Origin of the sequence: Roseitranquillus sediminis (genome assembly GCF_016918935.1) — a bacterium.
Lineage (GTDB): Bacteria > Pseudomonadota > Alphaproteobacteria > Rhodobacterales > Rhodobacteraceae > Roseitranquillus > Roseitranquillus sediminis.
The window spans coordinates 346,629-373,224 of record NZ_JAFFOB010000015.1 but is presented as its reverse complement, the minus strand read 5'-3'; the positions used below and the strand labels follow the sequence as shown (position 1 = coordinate 373,224).

General features: G+C 68.9%; 27 protein-coding genes. 23 read left to right on the top strand and 4 right to left on the bottom strand.

Features of this window, described 5'->3' with window-relative positions; translation table 11 throughout:
- The first annotated feature begins 152 nt into the window (after nt 1-152).
- From sucC to JM664_RS09895, 7 genes are all read left to right on the top strand, one after another.
- On the top strand, nt 153-1,346 hold the full coding sequence (sucC, locus tag JM664_RS09925) for an ADP-forming succinate--CoA ligase subunit beta (protein WP_227419743.1): 1,194 nt from the start codon (nt 153-155) through the stop codon (nt 1,344-1,346).
- Nucleotides 1,347-1,385: 39 nt separating this feature from the next.
- On the top strand, nt 1,386-1,916 hold the full coding sequence (locus tag JM664_RS09920) for a hypothetical protein (RefSeq protein WP_227419742.1): 531 nt from the start codon (nt 1,386-1,388) through the stop codon (nt 1,914-1,916).
- A 19-nt stretch (nt 1,917-1,935) separates the two neighbouring features.
- Entirely contained in the window at nt 1,936-2,817 is an 882-nt protein-coding gene (gene sucD, locus JM664_RS09915; protein ID WP_227419741.1) for a succinate--CoA ligase subunit alpha, read from the top strand.
- A gap of 1 nt (nt 2,818) precedes the next feature.
- Nucleotides 2,819-3,325, top strand: coding sequence for a DUF805 domain-containing protein (locus JM664_RS09910; protein WP_227419740.1), 507 nt, complete (start codon nt 2,819-2,821; stop codon nt 3,323-3,325).
- A gap of 190 nt (nt 3,326-3,515) precedes the next feature.
- Entirely contained in the window at nt 3,516-6,467 is a 2,952-nt protein-coding gene (locus tag JM664_RS09905) for a 2-oxoglutarate dehydrogenase E1 component (RefSeq protein WP_227419739.1), read from the top strand.
- Between the two features lie 4 nt (nt 6,468-6,471).
- Nucleotides 6,472-8,034: a 2-oxoglutarate dehydrogenase complex dihydrolipoyllysine-residue succinyltransferase gene (gene odhB / locus JM664_RS09900; protein ID WP_227419738.1), complete on the top strand. Its 1,563-nt coding sequence runs from the start codon at nt 6,472-6,474 to the stop codon at nt 8,032-8,034.
- A gap of 127 nt (nt 8,035-8,161) precedes the next feature.
- A complete protein-coding gene (locus tag JM664_RS09895) occupies nt 8,162-8,482 on the top strand; it encodes a hypothetical protein (protein ID WP_227419737.1) in 321 nt (106 codons plus the stop codon).
- A gap of 13 nt (nt 8,483-8,495) precedes the next feature.
- On the opposite strand, the gene JM664_RS09890 is transcribed toward JM664_RS09895, so the two are convergent.
- Complete coding sequence (locus JM664_RS09890; RefSeq protein WP_227419736.1) at nt 8,496-8,642, bottom strand: hypothetical protein; 147 nt, start codon at nt 8,640-8,642, stop codon at nt 8,496-8,498.
- Nucleotides 8,643-8,743: 101 nt separating this feature from the next.
- Between JM664_RS09890 and JM664_RS09885 the strand changes: the two genes are divergently transcribed.
- The 3 genes from JM664_RS09885 (at nt 8,744) to lpdA (ending at nt 10,856) form a co-directional block, all read left to right on the top strand.
- Nucleotides 8,744-8,989: a hypothetical protein gene (locus JM664_RS09885; protein ID WP_227419735.1), complete on the top strand. Its 246-nt coding sequence runs from the start codon at nt 8,744-8,746 to the stop codon at nt 8,987-8,989.
- Nucleotides 8,986-9,384 carry an MAPEG family protein gene (locus JM664_RS09880; RefSeq protein ID WP_227419734.1) on the top strand — a complete coding sequence of 133 codons (399 nt, stop codon included), beginning with the start codon at nt 8,986-8,988 and terminating at the stop codon, nt 9,382-9,384. Before JM664_RS09885 ends, JM664_RS09880 begins: the two co-directional genes overlap by 4 nt.
- Before the next feature lie 83 nt (nt 9,385-9,467).
- The gene (gene lpdA / locus JM664_RS09875; protein ID WP_227419733.1) at nt 9,468-10,856 is read left to right on the top strand and encodes a dihydrolipoyl dehydrogenase; all 1,389 of its coding nucleotides are present in this window, start codon (nt 9,468-9,470) and stop codon (nt 10,854-10,856) included.
- Between the two features lie 93 nt (nt 10,857-10,949).
- Here the strand turns inward: lpdA and ychF are convergent, their stop codons facing one another.
- Nucleotides 10,950-12,047, bottom strand: a complete 1,098-nt coding sequence (ychF, locus tag JM664_RS09870) for a redox-regulated ATPase YchF (protein WP_227419732.1) — start codon at nt 12,045-12,047, stop codon at nt 10,950-10,952.
- Between the two features lie 132 nt (nt 12,048-12,179).
- Here ychF and JM664_RS09865 point away from each other — a divergent pair, with 132 nt between their 5' ends.
- Nucleotides 12,180-12,599 (top strand): VOC family protein, encoded by a 420-nt coding sequence (locus JM664_RS09865; RefSeq protein ID WP_227419731.1) that lies wholly within the window; start codon nt 12,180-12,182, stop codon nt 12,597-12,599.
- Here JM664_RS09865 and JM664_RS09860 read toward each other — a convergent pair.
- Nucleotides 12,596-12,793: a hypothetical protein gene (locus tag JM664_RS09860; protein WP_227419730.1), complete on the bottom strand. Its 198-nt coding sequence runs from the start codon at nt 12,791-12,793 to the stop codon at nt 12,596-12,598. The genes JM664_RS09865 and JM664_RS09860 overlap by 4 nt on opposite strands.
- 101 nt (nt 12,794-12,894) lie before the next feature.
- Between JM664_RS09860 and trpA the strand changes: the two genes are divergently transcribed.
- The 10 genes from trpA (at nt 12,895) to JM664_RS09810 (ending at nt 21,157) form a co-directional block, all read left to right on the top strand.
- Entirely contained in the window at nt 12,895-13,686 is a 792-nt protein-coding gene (trpA, locus tag JM664_RS09855; protein ID WP_227419729.1) for a tryptophan synthase subunit alpha, read from the top strand.
- A gap of 158 nt (nt 13,687-13,844) precedes the next feature.
- Nucleotides 13,845-14,054: a hypothetical protein gene (locus tag JM664_RS09850; protein ID WP_227419728.1), complete on the top strand. Its 210-nt coding sequence runs from the start codon at nt 13,845-13,847 to the stop codon at nt 14,052-14,054.
- Nucleotides 14,054-14,917: a 5-bromo-4-chloroindolyl phosphate hydrolysis family protein gene (locus JM664_RS09845; RefSeq protein ID WP_227419727.1), complete on the top strand. Its 864-nt coding sequence runs from the start codon at nt 14,054-14,056 to the stop codon at nt 14,915-14,917. The genes JM664_RS09850 and JM664_RS09845 overlap by 1 nt, the downstream gene beginning before the upstream one ends.
- A 23-nt stretch (nt 14,918-14,940) precedes the next feature.
- A complete protein-coding gene (locus JM664_RS09840; RefSeq protein ID WP_227419726.1) occupies nt 14,941-16,098 on the top strand; it encodes a toxic anion resistance protein in 1,158 nt (385 codons plus the stop codon).
- 6 nt (nt 16,099-16,104) lie between these two features.
- Nucleotides 16,105-17,028, top strand: a complete 924-nt coding sequence (locus JM664_RS09835) for a DUF2927 domain-containing protein (RefSeq protein ID WP_227419725.1) — start codon at nt 16,105-16,107, stop codon at nt 17,026-17,028.
- A gap of 11 nt (nt 17,029-17,039) precedes the next feature.
- On the top strand, nt 17,040-18,149 hold the full coding sequence (locus JM664_RS09830; protein WP_227419724.1) for an SPFH domain-containing protein: 1,110 nt from the start codon (nt 17,040-17,042) through the stop codon (nt 18,147-18,149).
- A 136-nt stretch (nt 18,150-18,285) separates the two neighbouring features.
- On the top strand, nt 18,286-19,371 hold the full coding sequence (locus tag JM664_RS09825; protein WP_227419723.1) for a primosomal protein N' (replication factor Y) - superfamily II helicase: 1,086 nt from the start codon (nt 18,286-18,288) through the stop codon (nt 19,369-19,371).
- Between the two features lie 116 nt (nt 19,372-19,487).
- A complete protein-coding gene (locus JM664_RS09820) occupies nt 19,488-20,408 on the top strand; it encodes a carbohydrate kinase family protein (RefSeq protein WP_227419722.1) in 921 nt (306 codons plus the stop codon).
- A gap of 31 nt (nt 20,409-20,439) precedes the next feature.
- Nucleotides 20,440-20,877, top strand: a complete 438-nt coding sequence (gene dtd / locus JM664_RS09815) for a D-aminoacyl-tRNA deacylase (protein ID WP_227419721.1) — start codon at nt 20,440-20,442, stop codon at nt 20,875-20,877.
- A gap of 55 nt (nt 20,878-20,932) precedes the next feature.
- Nucleotides 20,933-21,157 (top strand): DUF3072 domain-containing protein, encoded by a 225-nt coding sequence (locus JM664_RS09810; RefSeq protein WP_227419720.1) that lies wholly within the window; start codon nt 20,933-20,935, stop codon nt 21,155-21,157.
- 4 nt (nt 21,158-21,161) lie between these two features.
- Here JM664_RS09810 and JM664_RS09805 read toward each other — a convergent pair whose 3' ends face one another.
- Nucleotides 21,162-21,773, bottom strand: coding sequence for a hypothetical protein (locus tag JM664_RS09805; RefSeq protein WP_227419719.1), 612 nt, complete (start codon nt 21,771-21,773; stop codon nt 21,162-21,164).
- 152 nt (nt 21,774-21,925) lie between these two features.
- Here JM664_RS09805 and JM664_RS09800 point away from each other — a divergent pair, with 152 nt between their 5' ends.
- Both JM664_RS09800 and JM664_RS09795 read left to right on the top strand, forming a co-directional pair.
- Entirely contained in the window at nt 21,926-24,202 is a 2,277-nt protein-coding gene (locus tag JM664_RS09800) for an NADP-dependent malic enzyme (protein WP_227419718.1), read from the top strand.
- A 371-nt stretch (nt 24,203-24,573) separates the two neighbouring features.
- Nucleotides 24,574-26,469 (top strand): AMP-binding protein, encoded by a 1,896-nt coding sequence (locus JM664_RS09795; protein ID WP_227419717.1) that lies wholly within the window; start codon nt 24,574-24,576, stop codon nt 26,467-26,469.
- Nucleotides 26,470-26,596 lie beyond the last annotated feature (127 nt).

Sequence of the window (26,596 nt, the reverse complement as noted above, 5' to 3'; positions counted from 1 at the left end):
GCCCGCTGCCCTTTGCGGCGCCGACGGGGCGCGCGACGGCTGGGAACCCGGCGACTCCCTCGGTTTGTTCCTGCAAACGCGCGGAGTTGCCCTTTCTTTTACGGCGCGCACGTGGCATTGCACCCGGCGACAACACCGAACGGGGGCCGGAGATGAACATCCACGAGTACCAGGCCAAGTCGCTCCTGCGCAGCTACGGCGCTCCGGTCAGCGACGGCCGCATCGTCACCCGCGCCGAGGAAGCCAAGACCGCCGCGGGTGAGCTCGACGGCCCCGTCTGGGTGGTCAAGGCGCAGATCCACGCCGGCGGCCGCGGCAAGGGCAGCTTCAAGGAGCCTGACGCGGGCGAAAAGGGCGGCGTTCGCCTCACCAAGTCCGTCGAGGAAGCCTCCGACGAGGCCCGGCGGATGCTCGGCCGCACTCTCGTCACGCATCAGACCGGCCCGGAGGGCAAGCAGGTCGGCCGCGTCTACATCGAGGACGGCTCCGGCATCTCGCGCGAGCTCTACCTCGCCCTCCTCGTCGACCGGCAGACCTCCCGCATCTCCTTCGTCTGCTCGACCGAGGGCGGCATGGACATCGAGGAGGTCGCCGCCTCCACGCCGGACCGCATCCTCTCCTTCTCCGTCGACCCGGTGACCGGCTACCAGCCGTTCCACGGCCGCCGCATCGCCTATGCGTTGGGGCTCGAGGGAAAGCAGGTCAAGCAGTGCGTCGCGCTCATGGGCATGCTCTACCGTCTCTTCGTCGAGAAGGACGCCGAGATGGTCGAGATCAACCCGCTGATCGTGACCGACGAGGGCGACCTCAAATGTCTCGACGCCAAGATGGGCTTCGACGGCAACGCCCTCTACCGCCAGCAGGAGATCGCGAGCCTGCGCGACGAATCCGAGGAAGACGCCAAGGAACTCCAGGCCTCCAAGTACGACCTCAACTACATCGCTCTCGACGGCGAGATCGGCTGCATGGTCAACGGCGCCGGCCTTGCCATGGCGACGATGGACATCATCAAGCTCTACGGCTCGGCCCCCGCCAACTTCCTCGACGTCGGCGGCAGCGCCACCAAGGAAAAGGTCACCGAGGCCTTCAAGATCATCACGTCGGACAAGAACGTGAAGGGCATCCTCGTAAACATTTTTGGCGGCATCATGCGCTGCGACGTCATCGCCGAGGGCGTGGTCGCCGCGGTCAAGGAAGTGGGCCTCGAGGTACCGCTCGTCGTCCGGCTCGAGGGCACCAACGTCGAGAAGGGCAAGGAGATCATCAAGACCTCCGGCCTCAACGTCATCGCCGCCGACGACCTCGCCGACGCCGCCGACAAGGTGGTCAAGGCGGTCAACGGCTGATCGAGGACGAGCCGCGGGTCACCACGGGGAGGAATGGTCATGGTTGTTGCAGCAGCACGGAAGATCTTCGGACGCGCGCCGCATGCCGCGGCCCTGTCTGCGGCGGCTTTCTGCGCCTGGGTCGCGCCGGCGGCGGCTCAGGCCATTCCGCCGTCCGAACTGGCCGAGCTCGCGATGCGCGTCTGCATCCGCGCGACGCCGGACGCCAGTGAGGGCGTGCAGGCCGAGGGCTTCGAAGTGCGCTCCCGCCTCGGGCGAACCGTGATCTATGCGCACGGGGCCGGGCCGACGATGATCCTGACCGCGCAGCCGAACTTCTTCGCCTGCGAGCTGCGCGCCCCGCAGGCCGACGAGGCCTACCTGCCCCGCCTGCTGGCCGAGATCGAGCCGGCCATCCGGCGCCGCTTCGGCGACTTGGAGCCGACGGCGTTGGAGAAGGGGCGCCTCTGGCAGACCAATACCGAAGATGACGTGCTGGTCCAGATCGAGGTCGCCGAGAGAGAGACAGGAAGCGTCGCCATCGTCGCCTCGGCCGATGCCGCGCCGCTCACGCCACCGCAATCAGACTAGACCGCAGAGGAGCGCCTGGATGGCCGTACTCGTCGACAAAGACACCAAGGTGATCTGCCAGGGCTTCACCGGCTCGCAGGGCACCTTCCATTCCGAGCAGGCCATCGCCTACGGCACGCGGATGGTCGGCGGCGTGACGCCCGGCAAGGGCGGGCAGACCCATCTCGACCTGCCGGTCTTCGACTCGTGCCACGAGGCGGTGGCGAAGACGGGCGCGAACGCCAGCGTCATCTACGTCCCGCCCCCCTTCGCCGCCGACTCGATCCTCGAGGCGATCGACGCGAGGATCCCGCTCGTGGTCTGCATCACCGAGGGCATCCCGGTCCTCGACATGATGAAGGTCAAGCGCGCGCTCGACGGCTCGGGCACCACGCTGATCGGGCCGAACTGCCCGGGCGTCATCACGCCCGACGCCTGCAAGATCGGCATCATGCCCGGCCACATCCACAAGCGCGGCAAGGTCGGCGTCGTCTCCCGCTCGGGCACGCTCACCTACGAGGCGGTCAAGCAGACCACCGATGTCGGCCTCGGCCAGTCGACCTGCGTCGGCATCGGCGGCGATCCGATCAAGGGGACCGAGCATATCGACGTGCTGGAATGGTTCCTCGCCGACGACGAGACGCAAGCGATCATCATGATCGGCGAGATCGGCGGCACCGCCGAGGAGGAGGCCGCGCAGTTCCTCGCCGACGAGCGCAAGGCGGGCCGCTGGAAGCCCACAGCCGGCTTCATCGCCGGCCGCACCGCCCCCAAGGGCCGGCGCATGGGCCATGCGGGCGCAATCGTCGCCGGCGGCAAGGGCGACGCGGAATCGAAGATCGCGGCGATGAAGGAGGCCGGTATCGTCGTGGCGGACAGCCCCGCCGGCCTCGGGGAAGCGGTGGTCAAAGCCATCGGGTGACATGAGGTTCGCTGAGGCGGTCAGGACGTGCCTACGCAAATACGCCACCTTCTCGGGACGCGCGACCCGCTCGGAATATTGGTGGTTCGTGCTGTTCCTGATCCTGGCCTCTGCGGTGGCCGGCGTCGTCGACGCCGCTCTCTTTGGCGGAGACCCAACCGTGGCTGACGGCGCGCCCGAGGCCGGCTCCGGGCCCGTCGCGGGCGTCTTCAAGCTCGCCACCCTGCTGCCCGGCATCGCCGCCGGATGGCGCCGGATGCACGACACCGGCCGCTCCGGGCTCCACCTCGTCTACCCGCTGATCGTCATGGTCGGTATCGCCACCTTCGCCGGCGCCACCGGCGCGGTCGGGCTCGAAAGCCAGGCCTTCCAGGGGGTCGTCGGCCTCGTCCTCGTCGTCGCGCTCCTCGTCTTCGTGATTTCGCCCCTCCTCGTGCTCTGGTGGCTGACCCGCCCGTCGCAGCCCGGCCCCAACCGCTTCGGCCCGGCGCCGGGCGAGGCGTTGTGATGCGTCGGGCGAGAGAGACCCTTCACGCCGCTCGCGCGGGGGAGTACCGAGCCAAAGACCCAAGGGCGATTCCCGCTCCGCCAGCGCAGCCGTCCGACTCGGCGCGGACCCGCGTCCGGAGTGCCCGCGTTGACCCGAGCGAACCCGCGCCAGCCCACGACCAGCCGAGCCGAGCCTCGAAGGTAGCCCAATGACCGACCAGTCCTCCAACGACATCTTCCGCGCCTCGTCCTTTCTCCAAGGGCACAATTCGGAATACATCGAGCAGCTCCACGCTCGCTTTGCCGACGATCCGAATGCAGTCGACGAGAGCTGGGCGGAGTTCTTCCGCCAGCTCGGCGACGATCGGAGCGCCGTGGCGGCAGAGGCGAAGGGGCCCTCCTGGTCTCGCCCCGACTGGCCGCCTGCGCCTTCGGACGAGCTGACCGCCGCGCTCGACGGCCAGTGGATGCGCGAGGCGCGCGCCGCCGGCGAGAAGATCTCCGCCAAGGCCGCCGAAAAGGGCGTCAGCCTCACCGACGACGACGTGAAGCGCGCCGTCCTCGACTCGATCCGCGCGCTGATGATCATCCGCGCCTACCGGATCCGCGGGCACCTCGTCGCGGACCTCGACCCGCTGGGGATGCGCCAGGTCACTCCCCACCCCGAGCTCGACCCCGCCAGCTACGGCTTCACCGAGGCCGACATGGACCGGCCGATCTTCATTGACAACGTCCTCGGGCTCGAGGTGGCGCCGCTGCGCGAGATCCTCGAGATCGTGCGGCGCACCTACTGCGGCACCTTCGCGCTCCAGTACATGCACATCTCGAACCCCGACGAGGCCGCCTGGCTCAAGGAGCGGATCGAGGGCTACGGCAAGGAGGTCAGCTTCACCCGCGAGGGGCGGCGCGCCATCCTCAACAAGCTGGTCGAAGCCGAGGGTTTCGAGCGCTTCCTCCACGTCAAGTACATGGGCACCAAGCGCTTCGGCCTCGACGGCGGCGAGAGCCTGATTCCGGCGATGGAGCAGATCATCAAGCGCGGCGGCGCCCTCGGCGTGCAGGAGCTCGTCATCGGGATGCCGCACCGCGGCCGCCTGAGCGTCCTCGCCAACGTGATGTCGAAGCCCTACCGCGCGATCTTCAACGAGTTCCAGGGCGGCAGCTTCAAGCCCGAGGATGTCGACGGCTCGGGCGACGTGAAGTACCACCTCGGCGCCTCGTCGGACCGCGAGTTCGACGGCAACACCGTCCACCTGTCGCTGACCGCCAACCCCTCGCACCTCGAGGCGGTGAACCCCGTCGTCCTGGGCAAGGCGCGGGCGAAGCAGGACCAGCTGGGAGACCCGGAGCGTTCGGGCGTCCTGCCGGTTCTCCTGCACGGCGACGCCGCCTTCGCGGGCCAGGGCGTGGTGGCCGAGTGCTTCGGCCTCTCCGGCCTGCGCGGTCACCGCACCGGCGGCACGATCCACATCGTGGTCAACAACCAGATCGGGTTCACCACCGCACCGTCCTTCAGCCGCTCGTCGCCCTACCCGACGGACATCGCGCTGATGGTCGAGGCGCCGATCTTCCATGTCAACGGCGATGATCCCGAGGCCGTCACCCACGCCGCCAAGGTGGCGACGGAGTTCCGGCAGAAGTTCCACAAGGACGTGGTCATCGACATGTTCTGCTATCGTCGCTTCGGCCACAATGAGGGCGACGAGCCTATGTTCACGCAGCCCGAGATGTACTCCCGCATCAAGGGCCACAAGACGACGCTTGAGCTCTACTCCGAGCGCCTCGTCGCCGACGGCCTCGTCCCCCAGGACGAGATCGAGACGATGAAGCAGGACTTCCAGAAGCTCCTCGGCGAGGAGTTCGAGGCCGGCCGCGAGTACCGACCCAACAAGGCCGACTGGCTCGACGGCCGCTGGTCGCACCTCGACCGGCAGGGCGACAAGTACCAGCGCGGCAAGACCGCCATCAAGGAAAAGACCCTGCGCGAGATCGGCCGGGCGCTGACCACGGCGCCCGAGGGCTTCGGTCTTCACCGCACGGTGGGTCGCCTCCTCGAGTCCAAGAAGCAGATGTTCGAGAGCGGCCACGGCTTCGACTGGGCCACCGCCGAGGCACTGGCCTTCGGCTCGCTCCTGCTCGAGGGCTATCCCGTCCGCCTCGCCGGCCAGGATTCCACCCGCGGCACCTTCAGCCAGCGCCACTCGGCCTTCATCGACCAGAACTCCGAGGACCGCTACTACCCGCTGAACCACATCCGCGAGGGGCAGGCGCGCTACGAGGCCATCGACTCGATGCTCTCCGAATACGCCGTTCTCGGCTTCGAGTACGGCTATTCGCTGGCCGAGCCCAACGCGCTCGTGATGTGGGAGGCGCAGTTCGGCGACTTCGCCAACGGCGCCCAGATCATGTTCGACCAGTTCATCTCGTCGGGCGAGCGCAAGTGGTTGCGCATGTCGGGTCTCGTCATGCTGCTGCCGCATGGCTACGAGGGCCAGGGCCCCGAGCACTCGTCCGCCCGGCTGGAGCGGTTCCTGCAGCAATGCGCCGAGGACAACTGGATCGTCGCGAACTGCACCACGCCCGCCAACTACTTCCACATCCTGCGCCGCCAGCTCCACCGCAGCTATCGCAAGCCGCTGGTGCTGATGACGCCGAAGTCGCTCCTGCGCCACAAGCTCGCGGTCAGCGACCTCGGCGACTTCACCACCGGCTCGTCCTTCCACCGGATCCTCTGGGACGACGCCGAGAAGGGCCACAGCGAGACGAAGCTCCAGGCGGACGACAAGATCCGCCGCGTCGTCCTCTGCTCGGGCAAGGTCTATTACGACCTGCTGGAGGAGCGCGACGCACGCGGCATCGACGACATCTACCTGATGCGGGTCGAGCAGTTCTATCCGTTCCCGGCGCTCAGCCTCGTGCGCGAGCTCGGGCGCTTCAAGAACGCCGACTTCGTGTGGTGCCAGGAAGAGCCCAAGAACCAGGGCGCCTGGACCTTCATGGAGCCCAACGTCGAGTGGGTGCTGACCCGCATCAAGTCGAAGAACAAGCGCCCGATCTATGCCGGGCGGCCGGCCAGCGCCTCGCCCGCCACCGGCCTCGCAAGCCAGCACAAGTCACAACAAGCCGCGCTCGTCGACGACGCGCTGACCATCAAGGGGTAGTCACATGAGCATCGAAGTCCGCGTCCCCACCCTGGGCGAGAGCGTCACCGAAGCCACCATCGCCACCTGGTTCAAGAAGCCCGGCGACCGCGTCGAGGTCGACGAGATGCTCTGCGAGCTCGAGACCGACAAGGTGACCGTCGAGGTTCCCTCCCCCGCCGCCGGCGAGATGGGCGAGATCGTGGCGGCCGAGGGCGAGACCGTCGGCGTCGATGCGCTCCTCGCCACCATCGCCGAGGAAGGCAGCGCCGGCCCCGAGGAAACCCGCCCCCGCGCCCGCAGCGACAAGCGCAAGACTCCCGCCGAGGAGACCTCGGAAGCGCCGCAGCCGGAGAAGGCCAAACCCGCCGCCGGGGGCGGTGACAAGGTCGACGTCATGGTCCCCACCCTCGGCGAGAGCGTGACTGAGGCCACCGTCGCCACCTGGTTCAAGAAGGTCGGCGACGAGGTCGCGCAGGACGAGATGCTCTGCGAGCTCGAGACCGACAAGGTCAGCGTCGAGGTCCCCGCGCCGCAGGCCGGCACCCTCGCCGAGATCGTCGCGAACGAGGGCGACACGGTGCAGGCCAACGGCAAGCTAGCGGTCCTCTCCTCCGGCAGCGCCGCCGCCGCCGCGGCCCCCGCGCAGGAGGAGGCGCCCGCCCCCACCGGCCAACCGCAGACCGCCCCAGAGCACCGCCGCGACGTCGAGGACGCGCCCTCGGCCAAAAAGATGATGGCCGAGAAGAACCTCTCCCGCGACGACGTGCAGGCCACCGGCCGCGAGGGCCGCGTGATGAAGCAGGACGTGCTCCGCGCGCTCGAGCAGCCGCGCGAGGCGCCGCAGGCCAAGCCCGCCGCCCGCGGCCCCAGCCCCGCCCAGGACGCCGACCGCGAGGAGCGGGTCAAGATGACCCGCCTGCGCCAGACCATCGCCCGCCGGCTGAAGGACGCGCAGAACACCGCCGCGATGCTGACGACCTACAACGAGGTCGACATGACCGAGGTCATGGCGCTGCGCAGCGCGTACAAGGACCTCTTCGAGAAGAAGCACGGCGTGAAGCTCGGCTTCATGTCGTTCTTCACCAAGGCCTGCTGCCACGCGCTCAAGGAGGTGCCCGAGGTCAATGCCGAGATCGACGGCACTGACGTCGTCTACAAGCACTTCGTCCACATGGGCATCGCCGTCGGCACGCCGACCGGCCTCGTGGTGCCCGTGGTGCGCGACGCCGACGCCATGTCGTTCGCCGAGATCGAAAAGAAGATCAACGAGCTCGGCGCCAAGGCCCGCGATGGCAAGCTTTCCATGGCCGACATGCAGGGCGGCACCTTCACCATCTCGAATGGCGGCGTCTACGGCTCGCTGATGTCCTCGCCGATCCTGAACCCGCCGCAGTCGGGCATCCTCGGCATGCACAAGATCCAGGAGCGCCCGATGGTCATCAAGGGCGAGATCAAGCCCCGCCCGATGATGTACCTCGCCCTCAGCTACGACCACCGCATCGTCGACGGCAAGGGCGCCGTCACCTTCCTCGTCCGCGTCAAGGAAGCGCTCGAGGACCCTCGCCGCCTGCTGATGGACCTGTGACGCCCGTCGCAGGTCCAGGGTGGCTGCCCCCGGCGCCGAGACTGGACGAACCTGAGGCGGGAACGACGCGAACTGGCGGCACCGGCCGACGTCTTCACGGACCGGCGTTGAACGCTGGCGGCGGTTGGTGATCCGCCCGGCACCGCTCGCCCTCGCCGCCGCGCTCGCCCTCTCGGCCTGCGCGCCGATGATGCGTGACGACACCAGCGTCCGCGCCTTTCGATCGAACGAGGTCTATGGCGGCGATGCGCTGCTCTACCTCTTTGTGTTCAACCCTGAGCGGCCGCGCGCCCTCTCGGAGCGCAAGCGTCTGGCGAGGGCGCATGTGAGGGGGATGCCGGGCTGTTCCTGGGTTGATGCGCCGGACGACGTGCTTGCGTCCGAGACCGCCCAGCAGGGTGCGCGCTACACCGAGACGCTACTCGTCGCGCCGGTCCGCTGCTCTTGACGCGGGCGCTCTGTCAGGACCGTGCGGGCACGGTCCGGTTCGTTTCCGAAGCGGCATGTTCGTCCGCCGGTCGCGCCACCGTCCGCGGCGCATCTTCCGCAAGCCATGGCGCCATCGCCAGGACCAGAAGCTCTCCGACGCAGTCGCTCTTGCGGATCATTACCCTTCCTCGCTGCGGCATCACTGTGCCGAATCTACGCCCCGTCGCGCTACATCGGCAGTCAGGGGAACCCTACCCCGCAAACCTTTAGGAGGCCTGACATGCAACTCCTCTGCCGCATCGAGACGCAACGTCACGGGAACTGGCGCGCCGAATTCGACGGGGAGGCGGAGACCCGCGGCAACGCCGGGTTGACCCTCCTGCAACTTTGGCGAGAGGCAGACGCCCCGGACACCATGCTCGCCCTTTTCGAGGTCAATGATCGCGAGCGCGCCGCCGCCTACCTCGGCACCGACGCCAGCCTGAGCGGCACACTGGGCTCCTGCACCTTCCTCGAAACCGCGTGACGCCCGAGCTTACCGTTCTCGCGCTCGCGGGGCTCCTGCAGGGGGTGCAATTCGTGCTGATGTCGGTGCCCGCCAATCTCGAGCTCGGACCGCGCAAGACGCTCGGCCCCCGCGACGAGACCGGCCTCGAGCAGCAGCTCAGCCGCCGCACCGCGCGCCTCTACCGCGCCCTCGGCAACCACTTCGAGGCGCTCGTCCTCTTCACCCTCGCCGTAGTTGTGGTCACCCTCGCCGGCGAGGGCTCCGCCTTCACCGCCGCCTGCGCCTGGCTCTACCTCGCGGCGCGCGTGCTCTACGTCCCGGCCTACGCGCTCGGCTGGGTGCCGTGGCGGTCGGTCATCTGGTCGGTCGGATTCTCCGCCACGATGCTGATGATCGTCGCCGCGCTCTTGTAAATCTCGGGCGCAACCTTGAACGAACTTGCAAAACCGGGTCTGAGGTCTTGCAAGATTTTGCAAGACTCGCCGGAGGAGAACCCATGGCAACCTACGACGTCATCGTGATCGGCAGCGGCCCCGGCGGCTACGTCTGCGCCATCCGCTGCGCCCAGCTCGGCCTCAAGACCGCCTGCGTCGAGGGGCGCGACACGCTGGGCGGCACTTGCCTCAACATCGGCTGCATCCCGTCCAAGGCGCTCCTGCACGCCACCGAGCAACTGCATGAATCCCAAACGAATTTTTCGAAGATGGGGCTGATGGGCGAGGCCCCGTCGGTCGACTGGGAAAAGATGCTCGCCTACAAGGACGACGTGGTCGCGCAGAACACCAAGGGCATCGAATTCCTCTTCAAGAAGAACAAGATAGACTGGATCAAGGGCTGGGCCTCGATCCCCGCCAAGGGCCAGGTCAAGGTCGGCGACGAGACGCACGAGGCGAAGTCCATCGTCATCGCCTCCGGCTCCGAGCCCACCGCCCTTCCCGGAATCGAGGTCGACGAGGAGCGCATCGTCACCTCCACCGGCGCCCTCGCCCTCAAGAAAATTTCGCAATCACTTGCGGTTATTGGCGCAGGCGTCATCGGCCTCGAGCTCGGATCGGTCTACGCCCGCCTCGGTGCCAAGGTCACGGTGCTCGAGTATCTCGACCACATCACCCCCGGCATGGACCCCGAGGTCCAGAAGCAGTTCCAGAAGATCCTCGCCAAGCAGGGCCTCACCTTCGTCCTCGGCGCCGCCGTCCAGTCCGTCGACACCGGCGGCGACACTTCGACGGTCAGCTACAAGCTCCGCAAGAACGACAGCGAGCAGACGCTGGAGGCCGAGACCGTCCTCGTCTCCACCGGCCGCCGCCCCTTCACCGCCGGCCTCGGCACCGAAGAACTCGGCATCGCGATGACCGAGCGGGGGCAGATAAAGGTCGGGAACCATTGGCAAACCAACGTCGACGGCATCTACGCCATCGGCGACTGCATCGAGGGCCCGATGCTCGCCCACAAGGCCGAGGACGAGGGGATGGCGGTGGCCGAGGTGCTGGCCGGCCAGCACGGCCACGTCAACTACGAGGTGATCCCGTCGGTCATTTACACCCACCCCGAGGTGGCCATGGTCGGCCTGACGGAAGAGCAACTCAAGAAGGCGGGACGCGACTACAAGGTCGGCAAGTTCTCGTTCATGGGCAACGGCCGCGCCAAGGCCAACTTCGCCGCCGACGGCTTCGTCAAGATCCTCGCGGACAAGCAGACCGACCGCATCCTCGGCGCCCACGTCATCGGCCCGATGGCGGGAGACCTGATCCACGAGGTCTGCGTTGCGATGGAGTTCGGCGCCGCGGCCGAGGATCTCGCCCGTACCTGCCACGCTCACCCGACCTACTCCGAGGCGATGCGCGAGGCGGCGCTGGCCTGCGGCGACGGTCCGATCCACGCCTGACGGCGTCATCGGGTCCCGCGCGGCAACGCCGCGCCGCCGGGCCGAGCGGCAGGGGCACGTCCCCTGCCCGAGGTCCGGCGCCCCCCTTTCGGCTCAGGCGTTGAAGAGGAAGTGCAGGACGTCGCCGTCCTTCACCTCGTAGCTCTTGCCCTCGACCCGCATCCGTCCCGCTTCCTTGGCGCCCTGCTCGCCGCCCAGCGCCACGTAGTCGTCGTAGCCGATCGTCTCCGCCCGGATGAAGCCACGCTCGAAGTCGCCGTGGATCACGCCCGCCGCTTGCGGCGCCAGCGTCCCCCGCTGCACCGTCCAGGCCCGCGCCTCCTTCGGACCGACGGTGAAGTAGGTCTGCAGACCGAGGAGGTCGTAGCCCGCGCGGATCAGCCGGTCGAGGCCAGGCTCCTCCAGCCCCAGCTCGGCCAGAAACTCCGTCGCCTCCTCGGGGGCGAGCTGCGCCAGCTCTTCCTCGATCCGGGCCGAGATGACCACCGTCGCCGCGCCCTGCGCCCGCGCCATCTCTGCCACCCGCGCCGACTGAGCGTTGCCGTCCCCCGCCTCGTCCTCGGCCACGTTACAGACGTAGAGCACCGGCTTCGAGGTCAGCAGCTGCAGCCCTTTCCACGCCTTCGCGTCGTCCTCGGACACCTCGACCGTCCGCGCCGGCCGGCCGTCCTCCAGTGCCGCCTGCGCCGCCTTCAGGAGCCGCTCCTGCTGCACCGCCTCCTTGTCGCCGCCACGCACCTTGCGCACGAGGCCCTGCATCCGCCGCTCGATCGACTCGAGGTCCGCCAGCATCAACTCGGTCTCGATCGTCCCGGCGTCGGCGACCGGATCGATCCGCCCCTCCACATGGGTGACGTCGCCGTCCTCGAAGCAGCGCAGGACGTGCGCGATCGCGTCCACCTCGCGGATGTTTGCCAGGAACTGGTTGCCGAGCCCCTCGCCCTTCGAGGCGCCCTTCACCAGCCCCGCGATGTCGACGAAGGTCATTCGCGTCGGGATCACCTGCCGGGACTTGGCCAGCGTGGCCAGCTTCTCGAGACGGGCATCGGGCACCGCCACCTCCCCCACGTTCGGCTCGATGGTGCAGAAGGGATAGTTCGCCGCCTGAGCCGCGGCGGTCCGGGTCAGCGCGTTGAAGAGCGTCGACTTGCCGACGTTCGGCAGCCCGACGATGCCCATCCGAAAACCCATGCGATCACTCCTCGTGCGAAGAACCGGGCGCGGTCTATGCGCCGGTCTCCGCCTTGGCAAGCGCGGGACGCTTGCGGCGACTCGGCTCACGTGCGTCTCATCTCCGCGTCAGCAGAGCGAGAGGAGCGCCGAATGCAGCCCATCCCCTATCTCTTCTTCCGCGGCGATTGCGCCGAGGCTATGCGGTTCTACGCCCGGACATTCGGCGCGGGCGAGCCCGAGATCATGCCGTTCTCCGCGATGCCGGAGGAGGAGCGCGCCCGGATGCCGGGCGTCGCGCCCGACGCGGTGATGCACGCAGCGCTGAAGGTCGGCGACGGCTGGCTCTATGCCAGCGACGATCCGAGCGGCGAGACGCGGCCCATGGACGGCAGCTCGATCGCGCTGTCGTTTCCGTCAGAAAGCGAGGCGCGCCGGGCCTTCAACGCGCTCGCCGACGGTGGGGACGTTCGGATGCCGTTCGAGCCGACCTTCTGGTCCCCCGGCTTCGGCACGCTGACCGACCGCCATGGCACGCGCTGGATGATCATGGCCGACGGGCCCGAGGGCTAGTAGCGCCGCTCGCGCCGGTCCGCGTGGGACTGGTAGATCAGGATCCACGCCAGCACGATGAACATCGGGTGGGTCAGCCCGCCCGAGAAGATGATCGCGGGGATCCAGATCAGGAAGGTGACGATGGCCACGATCGGCCGCCCTGCGAGCAGGATCGACAGCGGGGGCAGGAGAAGCGCCAGGACATAGTTCATGGCCAGACAGATAGGTGCGCCCTTGCGCGTGGAAAAGTCTCCCGTTGCGCCCGTGGCGCCGAGGCGGCAAAAGCGCCTGCGTCGCACCGGGGAGGACAGCCATGACGCGCATCGACGACACGTTCCGGCGACTGCGGGAGGACGGGCGCAAGGCGTTCGTGGCTTACATAATGGCCGGCGACCCTGATGCCGAGACGTCGCTCGCGGTGATGCGCGGCATGCCCGAGGCGGGGGTCGACGTGATCGAGCTGGGCCTGCCCTTCACCGACCCGATGGCCGACGGGCCCACGATCCAGCGCGCGGGACAGCGGGCGCTGGCGGGTGGACAGACGCTGACGCGCACGCTCGACATGGTCCGCGCCTTTCGCGAGGACGACGCGACGACGCCGATCGTGCTGATGGGCTACTACAACCCGATCTACTCCCGTGGGGTCGCACGCTTCCTCGAGGAGGCGACGGAGGCCGGCATCGACGGGCTGATCGTCGTGGACCTGCCGCCGGAGGAGGACGACGAGCTCTGCATTCCCGCACAGGCGGCGGGGCTGAACTTCATCCGCCTCGCCACACCCACGACGGACGACAGGCGGCTCCCCAAGGTGCTGACCAACGCGTCGGGCTTCGTCTACTACGTCTCGATCACCGGCATCACCGGCGCGGCCGAGGCGCAGGCCGCCGACGTCGCGCCCGACGTCGCGCGCATCAAGGCGCAGACGGACCTGCCGGTGGCGGTCGGCTTCGGCATCAAGACGGCAGCCGCGGCCGAGGCGATTGCCGGCGTGGCCGACGGCGTGGTCGTGGGCTCGGCCATTGTCGAGCGGATCGGACGGGGCGACCCACCCGCGGACGTGCTGGCCTTCGTGCGCGAGCTGGCCGAGGGCTCTCACCGCACCTGACATTGGCCGCGACCTGGCGCATCCGGTGGCGGGAACCGGCCGCGATGCCTATGTGATGGACGATTGGCGGAACGCGTCGACGCGCCAGCGGTTGATCATTGGCGGCAAGGTCTGCCCTGCCGTAGAATTAGGCAAGCCTTCGGGGGCATGGGGACGGAATGCAGAGACTTGTCCTTGCCGTCCTAATCCTGGCCCTGCTGGCGGGATTGGTGGTCGTGCTGGCGCTTGGCCTGCGAGCCGCAGCACGGTCGGGCGGCGCAGCGTTCGAGAGCGGCGAATTCGGGAACACTACCTTGCAGAAACTGGCCTATGCCGCACTCTTCGTGCTGATCGTCGGCGTTTCGGTGGGCCTGCTGGGGGGCCTCTGATGGCCCGCCGGTTCGGTGGCCGCCACTCCCCCGGAGCGGAGGGGCAGCCGACGCCCGCGCGACGCGCGCCCGAGCGCATGGCGATGCGGCGCAACCTGCTCTGGATCGCTCCTCTCCCCCTGCTCCTGACAGCGTTCTCGGGCGGCGCACTGACCCTGGCGGCCGATCTCGCGGCGCTGGCGCTTCTGCTCGGCGCGGCATGGATGGTCGGCGAGGGACTGAAGGCCGAGGCGGTCTATGACGAGCGGCGGGTTGCGAAGCGGCCGGCGATCCCGCGCAAGCTCTTCGCCTCAGCCATGACCGGCGCCGGGGTGGCGTTGGCGGCATGGAGTCCGGAGGGGGGCGCCGTGGCTTCGGTCATCTATGGCGTAATCGCGGCGATACTTCACGTCGCGGCCTTCGGGCCGGACCCGCTGCGCGACAAGGGCGTCACCTCCGACGACCCGGCAACGGATCGCGTCGCCCGGGCGGTGGACGAAGGAGAGCGGATGCTGCGCGAGATGCGCGAGGCGATCGGGCGGACAGGCGACCGGCAACTCGGGACGCGCGTCGAGCGGTTCCGCGACACCGCGCGCACACTCTTTCGGACCGTCGAGGAGGACCCGCGCGACCTGAGCGGCGTCCGGCGGTATCTGAGCGTGTACCTGGTCGGCGCCCGCGACGCGACGGTGCGCTTCGCCGACCTGTGGTCGCAGCGTCACGATGCACAGGCGCGTGCCGATTACGTTGCACTGCTCGACGATCTGGAACAGACCTTCGCCGGACGGACACGGCGTCTGATCGAGCTGAGTCGGACCGACCTTGACGTCGAGATTGGCGTCCTGCGCGACCGGCTTGAGCGGGAAGGCGTGCGGACCGAATGACGCGACACGAGGAGACCGGAGGGATGTCGGAGAAGACCCGCAGCCAGGCCGCCGCCACCAGCGCCGAGGTCGATGCGGTGACCGGCCACGAGCTCGCGCCGCCGGCGCCCGACCTGCCGAGGCTCGACGACGCGCCCACCGCGACGCGGTCGGAGATCGAGATGCGGCTCGCCGAGCTCGACATGACCGACACCGGGTCGATCGTCGCCTTCGGCTCGCGCGCGCAGCAGGAGCTGCAGTCGATCAGCCAGTCGATGCTGGCCGACGTGCGCAACAAGGACGTGGGACCGGCGGGCGACAGCCTGCGCGAGATCGTGGCGACGCTGCGAGGCTTCTCGCTCGAGGAGCTCGACCCGAACCGCCGCCGCTCGTGGTGGGAGCGGCTGGTCGGCCGCGCCAAGCCGATGGCCAAGTTCCTCGCGAAGTACGAGGAGGTGCAGGGCCAGATCGACGGCATCACCGACCGGCTCCTGCGCCACGAGCACCAGCTGCTCAAGGACATCAATTCGCTGGACCTGCTCTACGACCGGACGCTCGACTTCTACAACGAACTTGGCCTCTACATCGCCGCGGGCGAGGAGAAGCTGCGCCGGCTCGATGCAGAAGAGATCCCGAGCAAGGAGCGGGAGATGTCGGACGGTCAGGGCGACGACGTCATCGAGGCGCAGGGCCTGCGCGATCTGCGGGCCGCGCGCGACGATCTCGAGCGGCGGGTGCACGACCTGCGGCTGACGCGGCAGGTGACGATGCAGTCGCTGCCCTCGATCCGGCTGGTGCAGGAGAACGACAAGAGCCTCGTCACCAAGATCAACTCGACCCTCGTCAATACGGTGCCGCTCTGGGAGACGCAGCTGGCCCAGGCGGTGACCATCAACCGCTCGCGCCAGGCCGCCGGCGCGGTGCGCGAGGCGACGGACCTGACCAATGACCTGCTGCGTGCCAACGCCGAGAACCTGCGCCAGTCCAACAAGGAGATCCGCCAGCAGATCGAGCGCGGCGTCTTCGACGTGGAGGCGGTGAAGGCGGCGAACGACAACCTGATCGGGACGATCCAGGAGACGCTGCAGATCGCGGACGAGGCGAAAGCGCGCCGCTCCGCGGCCGAGGCAGAGCTGCGCCAGATGGAGACTGAGCTGAAGTCGACCCTCGCTGCCGCCCGCGCCTCGAGACCCGTCACCTGACGCGCGATGCGACCGATCCTGTTCCTTTTCGCCCTGCTGCTGGCGGCGTGCGAGATGCCGGAGGTGGCGCCACCGAGCGTGACGCCGGAGCCTCGGCCCGTGCGCGCCCGCCCGGCGCCGCCGCCGCCGGGCCCGTCGCTCGATCTTGCCCGCTACTACCGCGGGGTTCAGGAGGGGCTGGTCGCGCGCGGCCTCCTCAGGACCGATGGCGGCGGACCCGACACGCCGTTCGACGCCGACGATCTCGTCCGCAACTTCGAGCGGATCGCGCTCTTCGAGGAGTATGCGACCGTTGGCGGCCGGATCGTTGCGCTGGAGACCGAAAGCCAGGTGCACAAGTGGGTCGAGCCGGTGCGCATCGAGCTCGAAGTCGGTGCTGGCGTCGACCCCGCGAAGGCCGCGAGGGACCGTGCGGCGGTCGAAGCCTATGCGGAACGCCTTGCAGCCGTGTCGCGGCATCCGATCCGCACCGTCGCGTCGAACGGCAACTTTCACGTGCTGATCCTGACCGAAGACGACCGGCGCGCGATCGGGCCGCGCCTCGCTCGGATGATCCCCGGCATCAGCAAGGCCGCGGTCGAGACGGTGGTTGACCTGCCGCGGCAGAACTACTGCCTGGTCTTCGCGCTCGACCGGGTCGGCACCGGCGTCTACACGCAGGCGGTCGCGGTGATCCGGGCCGAGCATCCCGAGCTGTTGCGCCTGTCGTGCATCCACGAGGAGATCGCACAGGGCCTCGGCCTGTCGAACGACAGCCCGCTCGCGCGTCCCTCGATCTTTAACGACGACGAGGAGTTCGGGCTGCTCACCACTCATGACGAGTACCTGCTGAGGATCCTCTACGATCCGCGCATCCGTCCCGGCATGAGCGGCGACGAGGCGTTGCCGATCGTGCGCGAGATCGCCTACGAGATCCTGCCGGCCAGCTGAGGGAGAAGCCGATGGCCATCTGGGACTTCCTGTCGGGACAGTTCATCGACGTCATCCACTGGACCGACGACACCCGCAACACGATGGTCTGGCGGTTCGAGCGCCACGGCCACGAGATCAAGTATGGCGCCAAGCTGACGGTGCGCGAGGGGCAGGCGGCGGTCTTCGTCCACGAGGGGCAGCTCGCCGACGTCTTCATGCCGGGTCTCTACCTGCTCGAGACCAACAACATGCCGGTGATGACGACGCTGCAGCACTGGGACCACGGCTTTCGCAGTCCCTTCAAGTCCGAGATCTATTTCGTCGCCACGACTCGCTTCACCGACCTGAAGTGGGGCACCAAGAACCCGGTGATGCTGCGCGACCCGGAGTTCGGGCCGACCCGCCTGCGCGCCTTCGGCACCTATGCGATCCGGGTGACCGACCCGGGCCGCTTCCTGCAGGAGATCGTCGGCACCGACGGCGAGTTCACCTCTGACGAGATCACCTTCCAGATCCGCAACATCATCGTGCAGGAGGTGAGCCGGGTGCTGGCGGCCTCCGGCATCCCGGTGCTGGACATGGCGGCGAACACCGCCGACCTCGGAAAGCTGGTCGCGACCGAGGTGGCCGGCACGCTGGCGGAATACGGGCTGACGATGCCCGAGCTCTACATCGAGAACGTCTCGCTGCCGCCGGCGGTGGAGCAGGCGCTCGACAAGCGCACCTCGATGGGCCTCGTCGGCGATCTGGGGCGCTATACCCAGTTCTCGGCGGCCGAGGCGATGACGCGGGCGGCGGAGAACCCCGGCGCGGCCGGCGGAGGCCTGGGCGCGGGGCTCGGGGCCGGGATGGGACTCGCCATGGGCGCGCAGGCGGCGCGGCAGGGGCCGTGGGGTGCGGCGCCTGCCGCGGCGACGCCCCCGCCGCCCCCGGTCGAGCATGTGTGGCACCTGGCCGAGGGTGGCGAGACGCGCGGACCCTACAGCAAGGCGGATCTCGGGCGCATGGCCTCGGCGGGGGAGATGACGCGGCAGACCTACGTCTGGACCGCCGGGCAGGACGGCTGGAAGCGCGCCGAGGATGTGGACGAGCTGGCGCAGCTCTTCACCGTGCTGCCGCCACCGCCGCCGGGGGCCTGACCCGCATGGCGGAGCGTGGACCGGCAAGGGGGGCGCAGCCTCGGGGGCATCGAGCCCCGTCGGCTGCGCGCGACAAGCCTTGCGGCTCGCCGCGGTCCACGTGGCAGGTGTAACGCATGGCAAAGGTGCCGGTCACGTGACCGAGGATCACCGGTTTCCCTGCGGCACCTGCGGCTCGGACATGCGGTTCGAGCCAAGAACGCGGCGGCTCGTGTGCCCGCATTGCGGCAACAGCGCGGAGATCGAGAACCGGCCGGCCGACCTGCACCCCCTACCCGAGCACGATTTTCGCGCGGCGCTGGACGCGCGCCTGCCGCAGACCGACATCGAGGAGACACGGACGCGCACCTGCCAGAGCTGCGGCGCAACGGTGGAGTTCGACGAGGCGCTGCATGCGCGGGAGTGCCCGTTCTGCGCGACACCCATCGTCACCGATACCGGGCTGCATCGCCACATCAAGCCGGGCGGCCTGCTGCCCTTCGAGGTCGACGAGGCGGCGGCACATCAGGCGATGACCGAGTGGCTGGGCAGCCTCTGGCTCGCGCCGAACGGCCTGAGGGACTACGCGCGCAAGGGGCGGCGGATGAGCGGCGTCTACGTCCCCTACTGGACCTTCGACGCGCGAACCGAGACCCACTATCGCGGCGAGCGCGGGACCACCTACGTGGAGATGCGGACGGTGGTGCGGGACGGCAAGCGGCAGTCGGTCCCGGTGACGAAGGTGCGCTGGCGCGCCGTCACGGGCCGCGTCGCGCGCACTTTCGACGACGTGCTGGTGCTGGCCTCGCGCAGCCTGCCCAAGAAGCACACCGGTGCGTTGCCGCCCTGGGACCTGTCGCGTTTGTCGCCCTATGCGCCCGAATTCATTGCCGGGTTCCGCGCCGAGGCCTACCGGGTCGAGCTGGCCGACGCCTTCGTCGAGGCGCGGGACTGGATGGACCGCGTGATCGAGCGCGACGTCCGCTTCGACATCGGCGGCGACCGCCAGCGCATCCACCAGATGCAGACGCAGGTCGACGGCGTCACCTTCAAGCACGTCCTGCTGCCGGTCTGGGTCGCCGCCTACAAGTACCGCGGCGAGAGCTACCGCTTCGTCGTCAACGGCCAGACGGGCCGGGTGCAGGGCGAGCGGCCCTGGTCGCCATGGAAGGTGGCGCTCGCCGTTTTGCTGGCCGTGATCCTGGCCGCCGTCGCGGGGTACTTCGGCGCGCTGCAGTCCTGAGCAGGTGTGACCCGCCTGCCGCGCGCGCCTGAGGGTCTGCACGGCCGCCCCGAGCAAAGCTTGGCATCCGGCGGCAGATCGCCGACGCTGGGTCAGCTCGGGACGGGGAGTGGCTGATGATCCTTTGCTGTGGCGAGGCGCTGATCGACATGCTGCCACGGCGCACCGAGGCGGGCGCGCTGGCCTACGCGCCACATGTCGGCGGCGCAGTCTTCAATACGGCCATCGCGCTCGGGCGCCTCGACGTGGCGACGGGCTTCTTCACCGGCCTTTCGACCGACATGTTCGGACTCCGCCTGGAGCGGGCGCTGGCGGAAAGCGGCGTCGACACCGCGCTCTCCCACCGCTCGGACCGGCCGACGACGCTGGCCTTCGTCGAGCTGACACAGGGGCAGGCACGCTACGTCTTCTACGACGAGGGCACCGCAGGGCGGATGCTGGCGGGCGACGAGCTCCCGGCCCTGCCCGACGAGATCAAGGCGCTCTTCTTCGGCGGGATCAGCCTGGTCGCCGAGCCCTGCGGCACCGCCTACGAGGCGCTGATGGCCAAGGCCGCCGCCAGCCGCGTGACGATGATCGACCCCAACGTCCGCCCGGGCTTCATCCGCGACGAGGCAGCGTACCGCGGCCGGATCGGGCGGATGATGGCGCTGGCAGACATCGTGAAGCTTTCCGACGAGGACCTGCACTGGCTCGAGGGGCCGGGCGACGCGGTGGCGCTGGCCGGCGACATCCTCAAGCGGGGACCGCATCTCGTCTGCATCACCGAGGGGGCGCGGGGCGCGACTGGCTACACCGCGGCCGGCGCGGTTCATGTCGACGCGCCGCGCGTGACGGTGGCGGATACCGTCGGTGCCGGCGATACCTTCAACGCGGGTCTGCTGGCCGGGCTCGCGCGCGGCGGCGTGCTGCGGCGCGATGCGCTACGACAGCTGGACGAGGCGGCGTTGCGGGATGCACTCGACCTCGGGGTGCGCGCGGCCGCGATCACGGTCTCACGCGAGGGAGCCAACCCGCCGCGCGCGTCCGAACTGTGACGGCACCGGGCGGACGCGACGGAGGCAGCTTTTGCGCGCATTGATCCAGCGGGTGAGCGAGGCACGGGTCGCTGTCTCGGGCGCCGTCGTGGGCGAGATCGGGCCGGGGCTGCTGATCCTCGTCTGCGCGATGCGCGACGATCCCGACGACGTGCACGAGCGACTGGCGCGGCGCGTGGTGCGGCTGCGCATCTTCCGGGACGAGGAGGGGCGGATGAACCGCTCGCTCCTAGACACCGGCGGCGCGGCGCTGATCGTCAGCCAATTCACGCTCGCCGCCGACACGCGCAGCGGCAACCGGCCCGACTTTTCCACGGCGGCCCCCCCGGACCGGGGCGAGGCGCTCTACCTGCGCTTCGCCGAGGCGATCGCGCGCGAGGGCGTGCCGGTCGCGACCGGCCGCTTCGGCGCCACCATGCAGGTCTCGCTGGTGAACGACGGGCCGGTGACGATCTGGATGGAGAGCTAGCCCGCGGAACCTGCCGGCGCCCGGAACATTGGGCGAACGAGCAGGAGGACATGCCATGACCGACAAACCGACAGAACACCCCAAGAGCGACGCGCCCGGCAACGCCGAAAAGCCGGTGGAGGACTGGACCACGGGCGGCGAGCCGATGACCGGCGCGCAGGCGAGCTACCTCAAGACGCTGTGCGAGGAGGCGGGCGAGAACTTCGACCCCGATCTCAGCAAGGCCGAGGCGTCGAAGCGGATCGACTCGCTGCAGGACCGGACCGGCCGCGGGGGCTGACGGCTCAGCGCACGGCGGGGCGGAAGGCGGCGAGGATCGACATGATGATGAAGATCGGGATGCCGAGCTCCAGCACCTCCTCGCTCTGCCCCGCCAACTCGTCGATCCGCTCGGGCACGATGATGCCCAGCGGCTCGAGCTTGCGGCCGAGACCGTCGAGGCTCTTGCTGATCACGGTGAGGGCGAGGGCCGCAGCGAGGTAGATCGCCCAGCGTCCTCGGGCGAAGACCTCCCGCACGAAGTGACGCGCCGTGCGGCGCAAGAGCACCACGATGGTCACGATCAGTCCGCCCACCACGAGCACGCCGATCATCTTCTCGATGAGGAGGGTGTCGTAGGTGAGGATCTTGATGCTGAGCAGCCCCTCACTGGTGAACCGCTTGTCGAAGTCGAGCTCGCGCATCGCCATCGCGAGAATCAGCACGGGGACCGGCCAGTAGAGCCGCCGGTAGCCCCGCGCCGCCCAGAGGAACAGCGCAAAGGCGACGAGATAGAGGATGGCGGAGCCGGTCTCGATCGCCCCCTCCTCGCGCGTCAGCTTCGCGCCCTCCGGCCGCACCGCCGCGTCGATCAGGACAAAGACGAGGACGACCGCGAGGCAGGCGACACCGGACACGACCGGGCGCAGCAGCGGGTTATGCGATCCTCTCGGCACCATTCCGCCATCGTGTGCGCGTCGCGGCCGATGTCCAGATGCCGCCATTTCGCGTTGGCCATTCGGCTGGATCGGGATACTCAGTCGCAACACTTTGGGGAGGGGTGCAGTCAGTGAACGGGAAGAGCGAGTCCAACCGGCAGGCGGCGCTGGATTATCACGAGTTTCCGAAGCCAGGCAAGCTGGAGGTGCGAGCGACCAAGCCGCTCGCAAACGGCCGCGACCTCGCTCGCGCCTATTCGCCCGGGGTGGCAGAGGCCTGCCTCGACATCCGCGACGATCCGGCGAACGCCGCCCGCTTCACCGCCCGCGGGAACCTCGTGGCGGTCGTCACGAACGGCACCGCAGTGCTCGGCCTCGGCAATATCGGGGCGCTGGCGTCGAAGCCGGTCATGGAGGGCAAGGCGGTCCTCTTCAAGAAGTTCGCCAACATCGACTGTTTCGACATCGAGCTGAACGAGAGCGACCCGGAGCGCCTGGCCGACATCGTCTGCGCGCTGGAGCCGACCTTCGGCGCGATCAACCTCGAGGACATCAAGGCGCCGGACTGCTTCGTGGTGGAGAAGCTCTGCCGGGAGCGGATGAATATCCCCGTCTTTCACGACGACCAGCATGGGACGGCAATTGTCGTGGGCGCGGCGGCCACGAACGCGCTGCGCGTGGCGGAGAAGTCGTTCGAGGAGATCAAGGTCGTCTCGACCGGCGGCGGCGCGGCGGGCATCGCCTGCCTCGACATGCTGCTCAAGCTCGGCGTCCGGCGCGAGAATGTCTGGCTCCTCGACCTGCACGGCCTGATCCACGAGGGGCGCGAGACGGACATGAGCCCGCAGAAGGCGGCCTACGCGCAGCCGGGGCGCGCGCGCGAGCTGGCCGAGGTGATCGAGGGGGCCGACCTCTTCCTCGGCCTCAGCGGCCCGAACGTGCTGAGGCCCGAGATGGTGGCGCGGATGGCCGAGCGGCCGATCATCTTCGCTTTGGCCAACCCGACGCCCGAGATCGACCCGGATACGGCGCGCGAGGTGGTGCCCGAGGCGATCATTGCCACCGGCCGGTCGGACTATCCGAACCAGGTCAACAACGTCCTCTGCTTTCCCTTCATCTTCCGCGGCGCGCTGGACGTGGGCGCGACGACGATCAACGACGAGATGAAGATCGCCTGCATCGAGGGGATCGCCGCCCTCGCCCGCGCCGCATCGAGCGCCGAGGCCGCGGCGGCCTACCAGGGCGAGCGGATGACCTTCGGCCGCGACTACCTGATCCCCAAGCCCTTCGACCCGCGCCTGATGGGCGTCGTCGCCACCGCGGTCGCCCGCGCGGCTATGGAAAGCGGCGTCGCGACCCGGCCGATCGAGGACTTCGCGGCGTACAAGCGCCGGCTCGACGGCTCGGTCTTCCGCTCCGCGCTCATCATGCGACCGGTGTTCGAGGCCGCCGCGACGGCGAGCCGGCGCATCGTGTTCGGCGAGGGCGAGGACGAGCGCGTTCTGCGGGCTGCCCACGCCATGCTGGAGGAGACGACCGACCGGCCGATACTGATCGGGCGCCCCGAGGTGATCGAGCTGCGCGCCGAACGCGCCGGGCTGACGCTGCGTCCCGGCGCCGACTTCGAGCTGGTGAACCCGGAGAACGACCCGCGCTACCGCGATTATTGGACCACCTATCACGAGATCATGGCCCGTCGCGGCGTGACGCCCGACCTCGCCCGCGCGATCATGCGCACCAACACCACCGCCATCGGCGCCGTCATGGTGCAGCGCGGCGAAGCCGACAGCCTGATCTGCGGCACGTTCGGCCAGTATCTCTGGCACCTGAACTACATCGAGCAGGTGCTGGGCAGCGGCGAGCTGCATCCGATCGCCGCCCTCAGTCTGATGATCCTCGAGGACGGGCCGCTCTTCGTCGCGGATACCCACGTCCATCCCGAGCCGACGCCCGAGCAGATCGCCAACACCGTCGTCGCCTCGGCCCGGCACGTGCGCCGCTTCGGCCTGGAGCCGCGGATCGCGCTCTGCTCGCACAGCCAGTTCGGCAATCTCGACATCGGCAGCGGCCGGCGCATGCGCGGTGCGCTTGAGATCCTCGATGCCGAGGAACGGGATTTCGCCTACGAGGGCGAGATGCACGCCGATGCGGCGCTCGACGCCGACGTGCGCGAGCGGATCTTTCCGAACAGCCGCTTCGCCGGCGCGGCCAACGTGCTCGTCTTCGCCAACACCGACGCGGCCTCGGCGGTGCGCAACGTGCTGAAGGCCAAGGCGAACGGGCTCGAGGTCGGACCGATCCTGATGGGCATGGGCAATCGTGCGCACATCGTGACGCCGTCGATCACCGCGCGGGGCCTTCTGAACATGTCCGCACTCGCCGGTACGCCCGTCGCACATTACGGCTGAAGGCTGCGGCGTCGCCGGCGCGGTGCCGGGGCTTCCGACATTGATCCTGAGGGATGACTACGCTCGCTGCGCCTCGAAGACGGCGGCGTACTCCTGACACAGGTGCGCCGCCGCAGCATTGCTGCGGCGGCGCGGCGTGCATCTACTTCTTGGTCTGCTTGCCGCCGGACTTCTGCGGCTTTTCCTTCTTGTCGGCCATGGCCGTGCAACCTCTGAAACGGAGAGGCCCGATGCCGCTCCTGATCGAAATCAATGCACCAAGATTCGCGCTGCGCAAGAGGATTTGCGAGGCTGGGACACCGCCACACGATGCGGATTTTATTGCTTGCTCCCGGCGGCTTTTTTTAGATGCACCCTGAGGGGGACAGGTCATGAGCTACGCCAATGTCTACGAGTGCTGGAAGCGCGATCCCGAAGCGTTCTGGATGGAGGCGGCGCAGAGCATCGACTGGCACCGCGCACCTTCCCGCGCGTTGATCGACGAGCGGGCGCCGCTCTACGAATGGTTCTCCGACGGCCTCGTGAACGGCTGCCACAACGCAGTCGACAGGCACGTGGAGGCCGGCCACGGCGAAAGGACCGCGATCATCTGGGACAGTCCGGTGACGGGGCAAACGCGACACACCAGCTACGCCGAACTGCGCGACCTCACGGCTCGGTTTGGCGGTGCGCTGGCGCGCGCCGGCGTCGGCAAGGGCGACCGGGTGGTAATATACATGCCGATGGTCCCCGAGGCGGCGGTGGCGATGCTGGCCTGCGCCAGGATCGGGGCGATCCATTCGGTGGTGTTCGGCGGCTTCGCCGCGAACGAGCTGGCCAAGCGGATTGACGACGCAGCGCCCAAGGCCGTCATCGCAGCCTCCTGCGGGGTAGAGCCGAACCGCACGGTGCACTACAAGCCGCTGCTCGACGCGGCGCTCGAGGCGGCGTCGCACAGACCCGACCTCTGCGTGATCCTGCAGCGTGAGCAGGAGACGGCGGAGCTTGAGCCGGGGCGCGACCATGAGTGGCACGCGTTCCAGGAGGGGGCGGAGCCGGCGAAATGCGTTCCCGTCGAAGGCAACCATCCCGCCTACATCCTTTACACCTCCGGTACGACGGGGCCGCCCAAAGGCGTCGTGCGCGCGACGGGGGGGCATCTGGTGGCGCTCGACTGGTCGATGGCGAACATCTACGGGGTCGCGCCGGGCGAGGTCTACTGGGCAGCGAGTGACGTGGGCTGGGTCGTCGGCCACAGCTACATCGTCTACGCGCCGCTGATCCACGGATGCACCACGATCATCTTCGAGGGCAAGCCGGTCGGCACCCCCGACGCCGGCACCTTCTGGCGGGTAATGCAGGATCACGCCGTCAGCGTCTTCTTCACCGCGCCGACCGCCATGCGCGCCATCAAGCGCGAGGACCCGCGGGGCGACCTGCTGGCGAACTATGACCTTTCCCGACTGCGGACCCTGTTCCTCGCAGGCGAGCGCGCCGACCCAGACACGGTCGACTGGTGCGGCCGGGTCCTGAACGTGCCGGTGGTCGACCATTGGTGGCAGACGGAGACGGGCTGGGCCATCGCCGCCAATCCCGTCGGAATCGAGCCGCTGCCGGTCAAGGTCGGCTCCCCCTCGGTGCCGATGCCAGGTTATGACGTACGCATACTCGGCGAGGACGGCGGCGAGCGGCCCGTGGGCGAGCTCGGCTCGATCGCGGTGCGGCTGCCGCTGCCGCCGGGCACGCTGCCCACGCTCTGGAACGCCGACGATCGCTTTCGCGAAAGCTATCTCGCCCGGTTCCCCGGCTTCTACGAGACTGGCGACGCCGGCTACGTGGACGAGGACGGCTACCTCTGGATCATGGCGCGCACCGATGACGTCATAAACGTCGCCGGCCACCGCCTCTCGACCGGCGCGATGGAGGAGGTGCTGGCGAGCCATCCCGACGTGGCGGAATGCGCGGTGATCGGTGTTGCCGATCGCCTCAAGGGCCAGCTGCCGATGGGTTTCCTTTGCCTCAACAAGGGCTGTGACCGTCCGCACGAGGACGTCGTGCGAGAGGCGGTCGCGCTGGTGCGCGAGCGGATCGGGCCGGTCGCGGCCTTCCGGCACGCGGTCGTCGTGGACCGCCTGCCGAAAACCCGCTCCGGCAAGATCCTCCGCGCGACGATGGCCAAGGTCGCCGACGGCGAGAACCCGGCGCCGCCCGCCACGATCGACGATCCGAGCATCCTGAGCGAGATCCGCAGCGCGCTCGAGCCCATCGGATACGCGGGACGCCGCTGACGACAAATCGACTGTCTTTTCCGACAGGTTGGCGTGCGCGTTGTTTATCGGTTAGAACTTTCGGCGTTCCGGTCGGACGTGCGGCCGCTCGCTCGTCCGGGACCGCTACCATCAGGCGTTGCCCACC